This is a genomic window from Burkholderia sp. SRS-W-2-2016, from assembly GCF_001931485.1.
In the GTDB taxonomy this organism is placed as follows: domain Bacteria; phylum Pseudomonadota; class Gammaproteobacteria; order Burkholderiales; family Burkholderiaceae; genus Paraburkholderia.
Map to the genome: position 1 here is coordinate 1 of NZ_MSDV01000026.1, position 16,545 is coordinate 16,545.

General features: G+C 66.3%; 14 protein-coding genes. 6 read left to right on the forward strand and 8 right to left on the reverse strand.

The genetic code is table 11. The annotated features are described in order from the left end of the window. The 6 genes from BTH42_RS12685 to BTH42_RS12710 form a co-directional block, all read right to left on the reverse strand. On the reverse strand, positions 1 to 1,191 hold a 1,191-nt coding region (locus BTH42_RS12685), incomplete at its 3' end, for an MFS transporter (protein WP_075299723.1). A gap of 19 nt (positions 1,192 to 1,210) precedes the next feature. Continuing rightward, positions 1,211 to 2,245 carry a cyclase family protein gene (locus BTH42_RS12690; RefSeq protein WP_218642008.1) on the reverse strand — a complete coding sequence of 345 codons (1,035 nt, stop codon included), beginning with the start codon at positions 2,243 to 2,245 and terminating at the stop codon, positions 1,211 to 1,213. A gap of 86 nt (positions 2,246 to 2,331) precedes the next feature. Further along, positions 2,332 to 2,979, reverse strand: coding sequence for a glutathione S-transferase family protein (locus tag BTH42_RS12695; protein ID WP_075299727.1), 648 nt, complete (start codon positions 2,977 to 2,979; stop codon positions 2,332 to 2,334). A gap of 102 nt (positions 2,980 to 3,081) precedes the next feature. Next, on the reverse strand, positions 3,082 to 3,294 hold the full coding sequence (locus BTH42_RS12700) for a 2-hydroxymuconate tautomerase family protein (protein ID WP_075299729.1): 213 nt from the start codon (positions 3,292 to 3,294) through the stop codon (positions 3,082 to 3,084). A 10-nt stretch (positions 3,295 to 3,304) separates the two neighbouring features. After that, complete coding sequence (locus tag BTH42_RS12705; RefSeq protein WP_075299731.1) at positions 3,305 to 4,483, reverse strand: pyridoxal phosphate-dependent aminotransferase; 1,179 nt, start codon at positions 4,481 to 4,483, stop codon at positions 3,305 to 3,307. Positions 4,484 to 4,554: 71 nt separating this feature from the next. Next, positions 4,555 to 5,526, reverse strand: coding sequence for an iron-containing redox enzyme family protein (locus tag BTH42_RS12710; RefSeq protein ID WP_178392160.1), 972 nt, complete (start codon positions 5,524 to 5,526; stop codon positions 4,555 to 4,557). Between the two features lie 482 nt (positions 5,527 to 6,008). Between BTH42_RS12710 and BTH42_RS12715 the strand changes: the two genes are divergently transcribed. The 5 genes from BTH42_RS12715 to BTH42_RS12735 all read left to right on the forward strand — a co-directional run bounded on the left by BTH42_RS12715 (position 6,009) and on the right by BTH42_RS12735 (position 11,737). Continuing rightward, positions 6,009 to 6,911 (forward strand): LysR family transcriptional regulator, encoded by a 903-nt coding sequence (locus BTH42_RS12715; RefSeq protein WP_075299733.1) that lies wholly within the window; start codon positions 6,009 to 6,011, stop codon positions 6,909 to 6,911. A gap of 104 nt (positions 6,912 to 7,015) precedes the next feature. Continuing rightward, the gene (gene leuC / locus BTH42_RS12720; protein WP_075299735.1) at positions 7,016 to 8,419 is read left to right on the forward strand and encodes a 3-isopropylmalate dehydratase large subunit; all 1,404 of its coding nucleotides are present in this window, start codon (positions 7,016 to 7,018) and stop codon (positions 8,417 to 8,419) included. Positions 8,420 to 8,501: 82 nt separating this feature from the next. Next, complete coding sequence (leuD, locus tag BTH42_RS12725; RefSeq protein WP_075299736.1) at positions 8,502 to 9,149, forward strand: 3-isopropylmalate dehydratase small subunit; 648 nt, start codon at positions 8,502 to 8,504, stop codon at positions 9,147 to 9,149. Positions 9,150 to 9,227: 78 nt separating this feature from the next. Further along, positions 9,228 to 10,265, forward strand: coding sequence for a LysR substrate-binding domain-containing protein (locus BTH42_RS12730; protein ID WP_075299738.1), 1,038 nt, complete (start codon positions 9,228 to 9,230; stop codon positions 10,263 to 10,265). Continuing rightward, on the forward strand, positions 10,262 to 11,737 hold the full coding sequence (locus BTH42_RS12735) for an SUMF1/EgtB/PvdO family nonheme iron enzyme (RefSeq protein ID WP_075299740.1): 1,476 nt from the start codon (positions 10,262 to 10,264) through the stop codon (positions 11,735 to 11,737). The genes BTH42_RS12730 and BTH42_RS12735 overlap by 4 nt, the downstream gene beginning before the upstream one ends. Positions 11,738 to 11,790: 53 nt before the next feature. Here the strand turns inward: BTH42_RS12735 and BTH42_RS12740 are convergent, their stop codons facing one another. Next, the gene (locus BTH42_RS12740) at positions 11,791 to 12,810 is read right to left on the reverse strand and encodes an alcohol dehydrogenase (RefSeq protein ID WP_075299742.1); all 1,020 of its coding nucleotides are present in this window, start codon (positions 12,808 to 12,810) and stop codon (positions 11,791 to 11,793) included. A gap of 170 nt (positions 12,811 to 12,980) precedes the next feature. Continuing rightward, positions 12,981 to 14,000: an AraC family transcriptional regulator gene (locus BTH42_RS12745; RefSeq protein ID WP_075299744.1), complete on the reverse strand. Its 1,020-nt coding sequence runs from the start codon at positions 13,998 to 14,000 to the stop codon at positions 12,981 to 12,983. Between the two features lie 252 nt (positions 14,001 to 14,252). On the opposite strand from BTH42_RS12745, the gene BTH42_RS12750 reads away from it, so the two are divergent. Then, positions 14,253 to 16,520: a glycoside hydrolase family 3 protein gene (locus tag BTH42_RS12750; protein WP_075300158.1), complete on the forward strand. Its 2,268-nt coding sequence runs from the start codon at positions 14,253 to 14,255 to the stop codon at positions 16,518 to 16,520. The last annotated feature ends 25 nt before the right edge of the window (positions 16,521 to 16,545 follow it).

Genomic DNA, 16,545 nt, shown 5'->3' on the forward strand with positions numbered 1-16,545 from the left:
GCTCAACGCGCTCCCCAGCAGCAACACGCAGGTCATCAGGAATACGTAGCGCATCCCCAGATGACCGCCGACGAAACCGCCCGCCACCGGCCCGAGCACCTGCCCCGCATACTGCGACGACGTCGAATACCCCAGCACGCGCCCAACCGAGCCGTCCTGCACGTTATGGCGAATGATCGACGTCAGACACGGCAGCAAGCCGCCCAACGACAGCCCCATCAAAAACCGCAGCAGGATCAGTTGCCACGCGTGCGTGACGAAGGCCTGCGGAATCAGCAGCAGCCCCGACACCGCGAGGCAGCCGATCACGACCTTCATCGCGCCGATCCGGTCGGCGATCTTGCCGAGCCGCGACGCCGACGTGATGCTGCCGAGCGCCGCCGCCGACATCGCGAGCCCCGAGTAAAGCGTCACGCTGCCCGACTCGCCGAGCAGTTGCTGCATATAGACCGTGATGATCGGTTCGATCGACATGTTCGCGAACATCAGCAGCATCGCGGTCGCGAGCATCGACAGCACGAGGTTGCGCGCGCCCGAAATCGTGCCGCCGCCGGCGCCCGCGCTGGCCTTCTTTTTCGCGGCGATGCTGTTGCGATCCTCGCGGATCAGCGTCGCGGTGGCGATCAGGTTCAGCATGATGAAGCCGCTCGCGACGAAGAACGTCATGCGGATGCCGAGCCATTGCGGCAGCACGCCGCCGAGCAGCGGCCCGAGCAGATTGCCGGCCATGATGCCGGAGGCCAGCATGCCGAGCGCCCACGCGGAACGCTCCTTCGGCGTCTGCGCGGCGACGATCACGTACGAGCCGGACGTATAGCCGCCGGCGAGCCCGACGAACAGCCGCAGCGCGACGAGCTGCCAGATGTTCTGCGACAGCCCGATCAGCGACATCGCCACCACCATCCCGAAGCTCGCACGGATCAGGTTCAGCTTGCAGCCGTAGCGGTCGGCGAGCCGCCCCCACAACGGCGCGACCAGCGCGGCCGACAGAAAGGTCGCGCCGTAGGCGATGCCGGACCACTGCACGATCGCCGCGTGGCCGTGCACGCCGAGTTGTTCGACGTACAGCGGCAGAAACGGCAACAGCAGCGTCATCGCGACGATGTTGATGAAAGAGCCGAAGAAGCAGACCGCCAGATTGCGCTGCCACGCGTTATCCGCAGTACCGGGACCGAGGGTGTAGGTATTCATCGACGATAGGAATAGGCCTCTAGACGGTCGCCACCGGCGTGACCGGCGACGCGACCGCGCCCGTCAGCCGCAAAGGCGGGGCGGTGAGGAGAAAGCGGCTGCGCGCATTGTCTCGCAACCAGCGCGCGAGCGGGGTGAGATACCACAGTTCGCCCAGGTGGATGCCGAGCTTGAACAGGCAGAGTTCGTGCAGCGGCAGCGTCGGATAGCGCGGCGCGTCGAGCTTGCCGGCCGGATAGGCTTCGACCGCGTGGTTGTCGGCGGCGATCGCGGCGATCTGCGCTTCGTCGATCCAGCGCAGCAGCGCGTCGTCGCGGCCATCGAGTTCGGCGCCCGCGTGTTCGAGCCGCTCGACGTCCGGGTCGCCGTTCATATCGACCAGCATCTGCGCGAAGCCGGTATGGAACAGCACGATATCGCCCGGCTCGACGACGATCCGGTCGCGGTCCATCACGTGCATCAGATCGCGATAGCCGACCCGGCGTTTGTCGCGCCCGAAATGCGCTTCGAGGTCGATCAGCACGCCGCGCCCCTGCACGCCGGTAGCCGCCATATGCTCGATGCCGAGTGCGCGGGTCGGCGCCGGCGGCAGGCTGCCGTGCGCGTCGGGCTCGCGCACCAGCGGGCCGAACATGTCGCGCTCGGCCGCATAGCCGTTGTAGAAACAGCTGCGCGGATTGCCGTCGCCGTCCAGGTCGTACAGGCTGCCGACCTGCGAGAGCGCATCCCATTGTGTGGAGTACTGGGTATCGAGCGTCACGCGGTGATCGCACAACACGTCGGTCAGATACGGTTCGTCCTGGCGCAGCTCGTAGCTGATATTCGATTTGTTGTTGCGCAACACCGGAAACAGCGACGGCGGACGGCGGCGCGGATTCCATTTGCTGCCGCCGGGCAGATCGAGCGGCAGGCTCAGGCAGAACGACTTGCCCTCGCGTACTTCGGCGGCCCCTTCGCGCACTTTCTGCGGGGTCAGCAAATTGAGTCTTCCGAGCTGGTCGTCGGCTCCGAAGTCCCCCCAGTTCGATCCTTCCGGACGTCTGTTGAATCGCATCGACACTCCCTGGTCAATTCCGTACATGGCCATTCATGCCGGCGCGCGCGGGCGTCCCGCCGCGCCGGCAGTACCTAACCTGCCGCTCAGTGATTCGAGGTCGGATCCGGTTCCGGCGGCAACACCGCATAGCGCTGGAAGCCCGGGCGCTGCGCGATGCGCTCGTACCATTTCTCGAAGTTCGGCAGCACCGGCTTGTTGTCGAGTTCGAACGTGTCGTAGGTCTGCGCGAGCACGCCCAGCGAGATGTCGGCGATCGTGAATTCGTCGCCGGTGATGTACTTCTTGCCCGCGAGGTATTCGTCGGCGATCGCCCAGTTCTTCACCAGACGCGCGCTCTGCGTGCGCACCGCATTCATGTCGCGCTTTTCCGGCGCGGTGCGGATCAGCGACGTGAACAGCGGCACGATATCCGGCCACAGCGCGCCCATCGACCAGTCGAGCCAGCGGTTCACGTCCGCGTGCTGCCGCGCGTTGTTGAGCGGATAGAACGACGCCGGACCGTACGTGATCGCCAGATAACGCATGATCGAGTTCGATTCCCACAGTACGTAGCCGTCGTCGACCAGCGTCGGCACGAGGCCGTTGCGGTTCATCTTCAGATACTCTTCCTCGTTGGTACGGCCGTATTGGCGGCCGGCGTCGATGCGGTCGAATTTCAGCTCCAGGTCTTCGAGACACCAAAGCACCTTCTTCACGCACAAACCACGCTCTCTACCCCAAACAGTCAGCATGACAACCTCTCTCAGGATGAACCACACAAGAATTCGAATGCGCGAGCGGCGCCGCGCTTCTACCCGCTTTTACCCATTTCTATCCACCTTCAACTGCTTGATTCAGGACTGCTGTTTCAACGTCTCGCGAAATTCCGGCACCGGCAGACCGCCCATTCCCCAGTTGTCGACGTTGATTTCGTCGATCACCACGGTGGTGGTTTTAGGGTTCTTGCCGAGGGTTTTCTGCAGCACCTCGGTCACGCCGGCGATCAGCTGCTTCTTCTGCTCGCGGGTCACACCTTCATCGGTGATCTTGATATTGACGTAGGGCAATTCGTGCTCCTCAGGAAATGAATCGGTCAAACACCACGTTTTCGAACAGACTGCGCTGCAATCGCGCCACCGCCTGGCCGAGGCGGTGACTGTCCTGCGCGAAGCACAGCCGGATAAAACCCTCGCCGCCCGCACCGAACGCGCCGCCCGGCGCCACCGCGATACGCTGCTCGCGCACCAGCCGCAGCGCGAGCGCGGTGCTGTCGGTCAGCCCTTCGATCTGCACGAACGCATAGAAGGTCGCGGCCGGCGCGCGATAGCGGACCCACGGCATGTCCTCGAACGCGTCGTCGACGAGCGCGCGGCCGCGCAGGCAATACGCGCGGAAGTCCCTGACGAAGGCATCGTCCGCCAGCGCGGCGACGGCTGCCCGCTGGATGAACGGCGCGACGCCCGAGTGCGTGATCTCGATCAGCTCGCCGATCTCGTCGCGCACGCCGGCGGGCGTAACCAGCCAGCCGACCCGAAAGCCGGTCATCGCCCATGCCTTGCTGAAGCTGTTGCAAACGATCACGCGATCCCACGGCTCGGCATGATCGAGTAGCGACGGCGCCGCTTCTCGACCGTCGAACACCAGCCGCGAGTACACGTCGTCCGCGACGATCCACACGCCGTGCTTGCGGCACAGCGCGAGGATCGCGAGCAGTTCGGCGTCGCTCGCGCACCAGCCGGTCGGGTTGTTCGGCGAGTTCAGGAACAGCAGCCGCGCGCCGCTCAACGCCTGTTCGAGCGCGTCGAGATCGAGCGAGAAGCCCTCCTCGCCGTAGCTCAGCACGACTTCCCGGACGCTTGCGCCGCGCGTGCGGGCCAGACTCGCCGGGTTCGGCCACGCCGGCGACACCACCACCGCGACATCGCCGGCCCGCAGCAACGCGAGGAACGCAACGTTCAGCGCGGCCATCCCCGACGCGGTTACCGCAACGCGCGTCTCGCTCACCGGCCGGCGATGCAGCGCGCTCAGATACGCGGCCAGCGCCACGCGTAACGCGGGCAAGCCGCGAATGTCCGGATAGCGGGTCTCGCCGCGGTCGAGCGCGCTCTTCAGCGCGGCGGTCGCGGTTGCGGGCGGCGGATGATCGCTCTCGCCGAAGCACAGGAAATCCACCTCGCCGAGCCGGAAGGCCTCGCGCGCCACCTGCACGAGCGGCGACGCCGCGCCGACCCGCACGAGATCGTCATGGCTGTGCATAGGATCCCTGATGAATATGGGCGCTATCGGCTCGCCGGGGGTTGCGATCGAAACTCATCGAAGTGACGGGCTCAGGCGGTCAGCGATTCGGCGCACGCGCTAGCGCCGCGCGGTGCGAGCGTGGTCTGCAGCTTGTCGAGATAACGCGCCGACGAATTGAGGCGAATCAGCGCGCCCAGCGCGATCTCGCGAGCGACGCGCGGATCGCGGTCGACCAGCGGCCGGATCACGTTATCGAGCCATGCACGGCCGTGGATCGCGTCGATGCGGATATGCAGATCGTGATAAGCGATGCCGTCTTCGGGCAGGCCGAGCCGGCGCCAGCCCGCCACCAGATCCTTGAAGCGGCGCGGCGCCAGATATTCGGTCACGCCGAAATAGCCGATCGCCTTGTAGTGATGCCGCGGGCTCAGCACCAGACACGCGGACAGATTGCCCGACACGCGCGAATCCGGCAGCAGCGCGCCGTTTACATACTGTGTGTCGATACCGAGCGCATCGAGCGTCTTGCTGAACAGATAGGTGTGCACGCCGGTTTCTTCGCCGCAGCCCATCTCGTCGTAGTAGTTTTTCGCGATCTCCATCTTCTCGGCGCCGCTGGTGCCGACCTGCATCAGCGCGAGAATGTCGTCGAAACGCGGATCGAGCGTGGTTTCCTGCGCGAGGAAAACCTTCAGGCTGTCGATGTCGGCGGTATCGCGCAGGTACTCGCGATAGAACGTATGCACGGCCGCCGGATGATCGGACATCGTGCGCTTGAGCCATTCGACGAATGCGTCGCCGTCGGTCGGCATCGCCCAGAACAGGTCTTCGTCGATCGGGTCGATCTCGGCGTCGAGCATCGCCGCTTCGAGCAGGCTGGTCACGTCCGCGAACAGCGGCGACACGTCGATATTGGCGGTGTCGACGTCCGGCACCGAGAAGCGATAGTCGTAAATCTTCCCGAGCACGCGGTGCAGATAGTCGAGCCGCTCGGTGTCGTCGCAACGCGCATCGAGCGCGAGGCGCCGCGACGCATCCACAATGCGCTCGCGCAGCGGCATATCGAGAACATAAGCGGCGGTATGCCCGTGTTCACGCCAACGCGGCGCGGAGGTATTTCCCAGAATATGAGGCTTTGCAAAATCCTCGATAAAGGATAAGAGACAAATTGGGTTTTCTGTCATGTTGCAGCGCTCCGGTTATGCTCTTTGGGAAAGTAATGCATCGGAATAAACCGCACCGGTTCGTATTACCGATCGACCGGTGCCGTACGAGTAAGCGTGACGTGGCCGCGCCAGTGCTGTCGTTGCGCCGCTAAATGAATTTTCATCACAAGTTAATTACTCGGCGTGGAATTGGCCAGTCGCAAATTTTCAACCTCAGTTTCTTTTTGGCGAACGGAGTGCGCGATTTCCCATTTTGCGGATTGTTTTTATGCGGACCGATTATCGTGCCTAAAATCCCTGGGTCTGAAGCGCGAATCGGCGTGATACGCTCGGGCTTTTGAAGGTCACGCCGCGCATTAATGCGCAGCCCCCACGCCATGACGCAACTACTAAAAAAATTCGATCTCACGTCGTTGCGCCTGTTCGTCGCCGTCTGCCAGGAGCGCAGCATTGCACGGGCCGCCGAACGCGAATGCATCACCCCTTCCGCCGTGAGCCGGCGGATTGCCGAAATCGAAGCGCTGATCGGGCTGCCGGTCGTGATTCGCGAATCACGCGGCATTTCGGTCACGCCGGTCGGCGAAACCGTGATGCGCTACGCGGAAGCGGTGATCGGCAATCTCGAACGGATGGAAGCCGAGCTGTCGCGCTATGCGAGCGGCGCGAAAGGCAGCGTGCGCGTCGTCGCGAATCTGTCGGCGGTCGTGCAGTTTCTGCCCGAAGACATTTCGTCGTTCAAACGGGTCTTTCCGGAAGTGGATATCCAGATCGACGAACAGACCAGCGTCAACGTGCTGCGCAGCGTGCGCGAAGGCGACGTCGACTTCGGCATCTGCAATGCGATCGAAGGCACCGAGGGTCTCGATCTGCGCCCGTATCGCAGCGACCGGCTGGTATTGATGGTGCCCGCCGGTCACCGGCTGTGCGGCGCGACGACGGTGCGCTTGCAGGAGATCGTCGGCGAGCATTTCGTCGGACTGCGCAGCGACGCCGCGCTGACCAAACTGCTCGCGGAGCAGGCGCGCAAGCTCGGCGCGAAGCTCGACGTGAAAATCCGCGTCGGCAGTCTCGATGCGCTGTGCCGGATGGTTCACGTGAGGCTCGGCGTCGCGGCGGTGCCGCAGCAGATCGGCGAGTTGTACATCAATACGCTGAATGTCGAACTGGTGCCGATCGCGGAGGACTGGGCGGTGCGCACGCTGATGATCGTGTGCCGCAGTCACGAACGGCTCGCCGCGCCGGCCGCCGCGCTGGTGAATTTTCTGACCGGCAAGCGCTGAGCCGCAGCATTGTCGTTTCGAGAATGCTGGCATCGCAACTTGGCACGCGAGGCGCGGCAGGCGCGCTCTATCATCGTCCGACCTACACACGAACCGGTTGGACTATGCCGCAGACGCTCTACGACAAGCTTTGGGACACGCATGCGATCGCCACCGAGGAAGACGGCACGACGCTGCTCTATATCGATCGCCATCTGATCAACGAAGTCTCCAGCCCGCAGGCATTCGAGGCGATGCGACTGGCGGGCCGCGCGCCGTGGCGCATCCGCGCGAATTTCGCGGTCGCCGATCACAACGTGCCGACCACCAGCCGCGCGGGCGGCCATATCGCCGATCCGATTTCGCGCCTGCAGGTCGGCACGCTCGACGACAACGCGAAAGCCTACGGCTTCCAGTTCTTCGGCATGCTCGATCCGCGCCAGGGGATCGAGCACGTGATCGGACCGGAACAAGGGATCACGCTGCCGGGCATGACGCTCGTATGCGGCGACTCGCATACGTCGACGCACGGCGCGTTCGCGTGTCTCGCGCACGGCATCGGCACGTCCGAAGTCGAGCACGTGCTGATCACGCAGACGCTGCTGACGAAAAAGATGAAATCGATGCTGGTCAAGATCGACGGCGAACTGCCGCCCGGCTCCACCGCGAAGGACCTGATCCTCGCGGTGATCGGCAAGATCGGCACCGCCGGCGGCACCGGTTACGCGATCGAATACGCGGGCTCGACGATTCGCGCGATGTCGATGGAAGGCCGCATGACGATCTGCAATATGACGATCGAAGCGGGCGCGCGCGCCGGCATGGTCGCATTCGACGACACCACGCTCGACTACGTGCGCGGCCGGCCGCTCGCGCCGAGCGGCGCACAGTGGGACGAAGCACTCGCCTACTGGCGCACGCTGCACTCGGACTCCGGCGCGCAGTTCGACGCGATCGTCGAAATCGACGCGAGCACGGTGAAGCCGCACGTGAGCTGGGGCACGTCGCCGGAAATGGTGGTCGCGGTCGACGCGCGCGTGCCCGACCCGCGCGCCGAAGCCGATCCGGTGCGCCGCGACAGCATGGAAAAAGCACTCGCGTATATGGGTCTCGCCGCCGGCACGCCGATCACCGAGATCGCAATCGACAAGGTCTTTATCGGCTCCTGCACGAATTCGCGTATCGAGGATTTGCGCGCGGCGGCCGCGGTTGTGCGCGGCAAGCGGCTCGCGGCCAACGTGACGCTCGCGATGGTGGTGCCGGGCTCGGGACTCGTGAAGGCGCAGGCCGAACGCGAGGGACTCGACAAGATTTTTGTTGACGCCGGCTTCGAATGGCGCGAGCCGGGTTGCTCGATGTGCATGGCGATGAACGACGATCGACTCAAACCGGGCGAGCGCTGCGCATCGACGTCGAACCGCAATTTCGAAGGACGTCAGGGGCCGGGCGGGCGCACTCACCTCGTCAGTCCGGCGATGGCCGCCGCGAGCGCGATTGCCGGCCGCTTCGTCGATATTCGCTCGCTGTAACGTCGCAGGAACGCGAAACCCGCGGGCCATCCAGGCGACGGCCCGCGCGCAGAACCCCACAAAACAACCCGAGACGATTTCCATGACTCCGTTTACCAGCCACGAAGGCATCGTCGTGCCGCTCGACCGGGCCAACGTCGATACCGACGCGATCATGCCCAAGCAGTTCCTCAAGTCGATCCGGCGCACCGGCTTCGGCGAGAACCTGTTCGACGAGTGGCGCTACCTCGACCACGGCGAGCCGGGCCAGGACTGCTCGCAGCGGCCGCTCAATCCCGACTTCGTGCTGAACCGCCCCGACCTGCGCGGCGCGTCGGTGCTGCTCACGCGCGCGAACTTCGGCTGCGGCTCGTCGCGCGAACATGCGCCGTGGGCGCTCGAACAGTACGGCTTCCGCGTGCTGATCGCATCGAGCTTCGCCGACATCTTTTTCCACAACTGTTTCAAGAACGGCATGCTGCCGATCACACTCGAACCCGCGCAGATCGACGCGCTGTTCGACGCGGCGCGCGAGCACGAAGTGCTGTGCCTGTATGTCGATCTGGAAGAGCAGATCGTGCGCACGCTCGATCACACGCTCACCTATCGCTTCGACATCGATCCGTTCCGCAAGTACTGCCTGCTCAACGGCTATGACGACGTCGGCCTGACGCTGCGGCGCGCGAGCGAGATCGGCGAGTTCGAAACGCGGCATTTGCAGCGCTATCCGTGGCTGTCGAACGCGCTTTGACCCAGGCGCGGGCAGCGCCCGCCGCGCGGTCACGCGGCGGAGATTCGCACATCAACGATAAGAAGAGAGACAGAGACGATGCAACTCAAAACGCTATTGAAGCATCTCGATCTGACGACGCTGCAATTGTTGTTGTCGATCCATCAGCACGGCACGCTGACCCAGGCCGCGCGCCGTGAGGCGATTGCCGTTTCCGCCGCCAGCAAGCGTCTGCACGAACTCGAGCGAGCGCTCGGCGAAGCGCTGTTCGTGCGGGAGCGAAGCGGAATGACGCTGACGCGCACCGGAGAAATCCTGCTGCGCCATGCGCGCGACATGATCCTGAGCGCGCAACGCCTCAATAGCGAACTGGGCGAATGCGGCGCGCACGCGCCGCAGCCGGTGCGGGTCGCGGCCAATCTGTCCGCGATCATCCAGTTCTTTCCGGACGATCTGAACCGCTTCATGGCCGCGCATCCGTGCGTCCACATCAAGCTGAACGAAATGCCGAGCAGCAGCGTGCCGCAGACGATTCGCGACGGCAACGCGGACCTCGGCATCTGCACCAATCCGGATCTCGCCGATGCCGGCGTCGAGCTTCATCCGTACCGCCGCGACCGGCTGGTGCTGGTCACGCGCGGCGATCACGCGCTCGCGCGCTGCGCGAGTGTGCCGTTCGTCGACACGCTCGATACCGATTACATCGGCCTGCAAGGCAATTGCTGGGTCACCCGGCAAAGCCAGCGCGCGGCGAGCGCGGCCGGCCGCACGTTCAAGGCGCGCGTGCATGTGTCCGGTTTCGACGCGCTGTGCCGGATGGTGCAGGCCGGCGTCGGGGTCGGCCTCGTGCCCTACGAGGTGTTCCGCGCGATCGGCCAGCCGCTCGGTCTGCACGCGGTCGCGCTCGACGATGCGTGGGCGGTGCTGCAATTGCAGATCGCGGTGCCGCGCGGCCAGCCGCTCTCCGGCGATACCGCGTTGCTGCTCGATCATCTGCGGCGCGTCGGCCGCGATGCCGACGCCGGTCCCGCCGATGCGCCGTTGCGGCTGCTGTCGCCGGCGTCCTCGGCGTCTCCCGCATCCGCGCCCGCGCGATTGCCGCAGCGGCACGACGCGATGCTCGGAGCGGCGGCGTGACCGGCGTGATGGATGTGACCGGCATGACGGCCCAGCCGGCGCAAGCCCGCCAACTGCTGGTGCGCGCGGCGCTGACCGCGGTGTGCGCGAGCGCGGCGGTGCCGGCCGCCCACGCAGCCGCGCCGGCGGCGCAAGCGCAGGAAGTCTGCTATGGCGTCGCGAGCGCGGGCCATAACGACTGCGCGAACACCACCTGCTTCCATTTGTGCTCGGGGCTGTCGCAACACGATCACGATCCGACCGAATGGACGATGGTCCCGAAGGGAACCTGCACGCAGCTGGGCGGCACGGTGCACGCCGCGCCGCTCGCCTGCGAGGCTGGCCCATCGGCCGGCGCGCAGGCTGCCGACGCGTCCGCCGGCAGCGCGTTGTACGCGCATGGCGACCCGGCGCGCGCGGTTCCCGCATGCGCGGCCTGCCACGGTCCGGCCGGCGACTCGGCGACGCCCGCCTACCCGCGGCTCGCCGGTCAGTACGCCGGCTATCTCGATGCGCAGTTGCGCGCGTTCCGTAGCGGCGCGCGCAACCAGCCGCTGATGAGTACCGCGGCGCGCGCGTTGACCGACGCGGAGATCGCCAATCTGTCGCTGTACCTGTCCGCGCAGGTGCCGACGCTCGCGCATAGCGCCGCCGCGCATGGCACTGGCACTGGGACTGCAACCGCGAGCGCGGGAAAACCGTTTCGCGATTGCCGCGACTGCCCGGAACTGGTGCCGCTGCCGCCCGGCCGCTTCGTGATGGGTTCGCCCGCCAGCGAAACGGGCCGCTTCGGCAACGAACAGCAGCACGTGGTCGATATCGCGACGCCGTTTGCGATCGGCCGCTTCGACGTGACCTTCGCCGAGTGGGACGCCTGCGTGCGCGACCAGGGCTGCCGCGCGTACAGCCCGTCCGACGACGGTCACGGCCGCGACGCGTTCCCGGTCGTCAACGTCGGCTGGGAAGACGCGCGCGCGTATCTGACCTGGCTGAGCGGCAAGACCGGCGCTCGCTACCGGCTGCCGAGCGAGGCCGAATGGGAATACGCGGCCCGCGCGCAGACCACCAGCGCGCGCTGGTGGGGCGATGGACTGAGCCGCGCGGACGCGAACTACGGCCCCGACGTGTGCGCGCAGCAGACCAATTGCGGCGGCTATGCGCAAGGCGTCGATCAGTGGACCTTCAGCTCGCCGGTCGGCAGTTTTCCGGCCAATCCGTACGGGCTGTACGACGTGCTCGGCAACGTCTGGCAATGGACCGCCGACTGCTGGCACGACGACTACACCGGCGCGCCGGGCGACGGCGGCGTATGGGATACCGCCAGTTGCAACCGGCGCGTGATTCGCGGCGGGTCGTGGTCGAACGTGCCGTCTTTCGTGCGGGCGGCGAGCCGCGCCGCGGTGCCGGTCAGCGTGCGGCGCGGCTATCTCGGCTTCCGGGTGGTGCGCGAAATGCCGGCCGAGGATGTCGGGAAAGTGGCGAACGTGCAGTGAGTTCAGGGGCGTGGGCGTGAGTGTGGATCTGCGCGCCCCGCCCCGCTCACTCTTTACGCGCCCGGCTTCAACACCACCCGAAAGCGCGCTTTGCCGCTCATCATCCGCTCGTAGGCCTCGGCCGCGCGCGACAGCGGATACTCCTCGATCATCGGCTTCACGCCGGCCAGCGCGCTGAACGCGAGCGTTTCGGTCGAATCCGCCGCGGTCCCCGACGGCCAGCCCTGCACCGAATGGCGGCCCATGATGAACTGCGTGATCGGCACCTCGACCGGTTCCTCGGACACGCCGACCATAATCATCTTGCCGTTCAGACCGAGGCCGCCGAGCGCCGCGCTCATCGCCTTGCCGCTCGTCGCGGTGGCCAGAATCACGCGCGCGCCGCCGAGCGCCTGCAATGCTTCGGCGACGTTCTGCGACGCGCTGTCGATGTAGTGATGCGCACCAAGCTGCTGCGCGAGCGGCGCCTTGTCCTGGCCGCGCGCGATCGCCACCGTCACGAAGCCGAGCTTGCGCGCGTACTGCACGCCGAGATGGCCGAGCCCGCCGATGCCGAGAATCGCCACGACGTCGCCGCCGCGCGCGCCGCTGTTGCGCAGCGCATTGAAAGTGGTGATGCCCGCGCACAGCAGCGGCGCGGCATCGACGTCGGACAGGTCCTCGGCCATCCGCGCGAGCGCTTCCTGCGGCGCGACCATGTATTCCGCGTAGCCGCCGTCGTAGCTGATGCCGGGAATCTGGCCGCGTTTGCACAGCACGAAGTCGCCATGCCGGCAGTGTTCGCAATGGCCGCAGTGACCGCCGTGCCAGCCCACCCCGACGCGCTGGCCGACCTGCCACTCGTCGACGCGTGCGCCGAGCCTGTCGATCACGCCGGCGATCTCGTGACCGGGCACGCGCGGAAACGCCAGCCCCGGCCAGTGCCCTTCCTTCGTCAGCGAGTCGCTATGGCAGATCCCGCAGGCCTGGACCTTTACGAGCACATGTCCTTCGGGCGGTTCCGGCACCTCGCGTTCGACGAGTTCCAGCGGACCGCCGGCTTTCGCTACTTGCACTGCCTGCATCTTTCGCATCGCTTACTCCTTGAGAGGGAAGGAACCGTGCGGGATCGGTGAACGCGCCGCACGGGGACGGGAACGGCACAGCAACCGGCGCGCGCCGCGCGGATTCGCAGCGGCGACGCGGGTCCAGACAACCGGATTATTGTAGGACGTCGAAACGAACGCGGCGTGTCACGCTCCGCTCACGCCCGCCCCTGCCCGCGATACCGCGCCGGGGGCGCCCCGCACGCGCGCGTGAAAAAGCGCGTAAACGCCGCCGCCGAGCCGAACCCGACCCGCTCGCTGATCTCGCTGATCGACATCGGCGTATGCACGAGCAGCGCGCGCGCTTCGTCGATGCGCGTTTGCGTCAGCACTTCGCTGAAGGTTTTGCGCTCGGCCGCGAGCTTGCGCTGCAAGGTCCAGCGCGTCAGCGACAACCTCTCGCAAACGATTGCCTGCAAGCTCTTCGATTCGCTCTCGTCGGCCTGTTCGCGCAGCACATCGCGCAGACAGCGCTCGACGGTCGGCACGAAACGCCCCTGCTCGCGAATCCGTTCGAGCATGCGCTGCGCCGCGTGCAGGTGAATCTTCGACAGCGGCGCGTTGTACAGGTCGAACGCGCTGTCCAGCGCCGTCGATTGCAGCACCAGCCGGTTGCGGGTCCGCTCCAGCTGAACGCGCGCGCCCAGCGTGTCGCGCAACGCGACGAGCGCGTCGCAGCGCGCATCGGTGATGCCCGCATCGCTGACCCGCAGCCGCGGATCGTAGAAGCGCGCGACGCGCGCGAGCAGCGCGAAGTTGCCCAATGCGCTCGACGCGTCGCGGCCCTCGCCTTCCACCACGTAATCGAACGCGATTTCATCGTCGTGCTCGTGCATCACCAGCCAGTCGACATTGCCGATCAGATCGCGATAGGCGACGTAATTGCGCAGCGCGTCGCGCAGCGTCGGGCTATTGCACAGCACGCCGGCGAGTTCCGGGAAATACAGCAGGCCGTCGAGCATGTCGCCGTCGGGCGGGCGGTGCGTGAAGTGGCGTTCCGCGAGTTTGAGCAGCGCGACGTGTTTGTCGCCGGCCACCCGCGCATCGGCGGCGGCGATATCGGGCTCGTGAATGCCGATCTCGCGGGCCAGCTTCGCGCGATCGAAGCCCCGGCGTTCGGCCGCGTCGAGCAGGCCGCGATAGATGCGGGCCGAAACGGATTTCTGGCGCAGTTCCACTCTGTCTCCTCCAGTTCAGGGCCGGGTGCGGGTTTGTCCTGAGCGCTGCCCGGTCAAGCGTTGCACCCAACGGTCAAGCGCGTTTCGGGCGCGTCCCTAGAATTTCTTACGGCGTTTTACCGTGACCGCCAAGCGTAACAGCGCGCGTCACGGGCCGGTAGCGTGCCGATCCGGCGCGCGTCGATAAATCAGCATCGCGATGCCGGGAACACCACAAAGGCATCACAGAGAACGACAACACGGAGCGAGATGATGAGAAGGAAGCTGACGATTCCCTTTGCCGCGAGCGCGATCGCTTGCGGTGTCGCGCTGGTGCTCGCGGCCTGCGGCAACGGCAACAACATCAGTGACCCGCCGTTGCCGAGCGATCCGGATGCGCGCGCCGACGCACGCGCGGCCGCGCTGGTCGCGCAGATGACGACCGCCGAAAAAATCCAGATCGTGCACGGCGTGGGGATGCCCAACGCCGGCATCGGCGGCCCGTTCCCGGCCGGCGTGGCCGGCGCCGGCTATATCCCCGGCATCGCGCGGCTCGGCATTCCGGGGCTCGCGATGGCCGATTCGTCGGGCGGCGTCAACGTCGCCAATTCGAACGCGACCGCGCTGCCCGCGCCGCTCGCGCTCGCGGCCAGCTGGGATCCGACGCTGGCCAACGAATACGGCGCGCGCATCGCGACCGAGTTGCGCGTGCTCGGTTACGGCGAGGGTCTGGGCGGCGGCGTCAACCTGACCCGCGAGCCGCGCAACGGCCGCACGTTCGAATACATGGGCGAGGACCCGGTGCTCAGCGGCACGCTGAGCGCGGCGCGCACGACCGGCACACAGGCGCAGAACGTGATCGCGACGATCAAGCACTACGCGATGAACGATCAGGAAACCAACCGGATGACCAGCAATTCGGTCGTCGACGAACGCACGATGCGCGAGACCGAGCTGCTCGCGTTCGAGATCGGCGTGACCGAAGGCAAGCCCGGCAGCGTGATGTGCTCGTACAACCTGCTGAACGGCGTGTATGCGTGCGAAGACCCGTATCTGCTGACCACGGTCCTGAAAAACGAATGGGGCTTCAAGGGCGTGGTGCAGTCCGACTGGACCGCGACCCATAGCACGGTTGCGGCGGCGGTTGCCGGGCTGGACGAGGAAGAACCCGGCGATATCGGCGGCGGCGCGTCGTTTCCGGGCTTCACGATCAACTCGTATTTCAGCAGCGCGCTGGCGAGCGCGGTCAACGCGGGCAGCGTGCCGCTCGCGCGTCTGAACGACATGGTGCAGCGCAAGCTGCGCACGATGATCCGCTACGGCGTGTTCGATAATCCGCCGGCGACCGGCGGCAGCGTCGATCAGAGCGCCGGCAATGCGCTCGCGTTGCAGGTCGCGCAGCAGTCGTCGGTACTTCTGAAGAACGCGGTCGCGAGCGGCGATACGCAGACGGTGCTGCCGTTGAATGCGGCGAGCGTGTCGTCGATCGTCGTGATCGGCGGTCATGCGGATACCGGTGTGCTGTCGGGCGGCGGCTCGGGCGCGGTGCCCGCGGCGGCCGGCAATGCGGTGTCCGGTTGCGCGTCGCCGTCGCCGCTGCTGAGCACCTGCGCGACCTGGTACAAGTCCGCGCCGCTCGATGCGATCAAGGCGAAGGCGCCGAACGCGAGCGTGACGTTCGTCGACGGCACCGACGCGGCGGCCGCGGCGAGCGCCGCCGCGAAGGCCGACGTGGCGATCGTGTTCGCGACGCAATGGGAGACCGAGGGCGCGGACCTGTCGAGCCTGTCGCTGCCGGACCAGAGCACCGACAGCTACAACCAGAGCTACGACCAGAATGCGCTGATCACCGCGGTTGCCGCGCAGGCGAAGCGCGTGATCGTGGTCCTCGAAAACGGCAGCCCGGTGCTGATGCCGTGGCTTTCCAACGTGCACGGCGTGCTCGAAAGCTGGTATCCGGGTGTGCAGGGCGGCCAGGCGATCGCCGATCTGCTGTTCGGCGACGTCAACCCGTCGGGCAAGCTGCCGCTGACGTTCCCGGTGCGGGACGCGGACCTGCCGCAACCGTCCATCGCCGCGACCGACACCACCGTCACCTACGGCGAAGGTCTGCTGATGGGGTATCGCTGGTACGACGGCAAGCAGATCGCGCCGCTGTTCCCGTTCGGCTATGGGCTGTCGTACACCAGCTACAGCTACTCGGGGCTCAATGCGCAGGTCGACGCGAGCGGCAACGTGACGGTGACGTTTACGGTGAAAAACACCGGCTCGCGCGCGGGCGCGGAGATCGCGCAGGTGTATGCGGCGTTGCCGAGCGGTCTGGGCGAGCCGCCGAAGCGGCTGGTCGGCTGGCAGAAGGTCGCGTTGCAGGCGGGGCAGTCGCAGCAGGTCAGCGTGTCGGTCGCGCCGAAGCTGCTGTCGACATGGGATGCGACCAACCACGTTTGGAAGCTCAACGGTGGCGTCTATCAGATGATCGCGGGGGCGTCATCGCGCGATCCGAATGCGCTGACCGGGTCGGTGACGATCGCCGCGCATTGAGCGTAAGGCGTTGCGCTAATGCGTG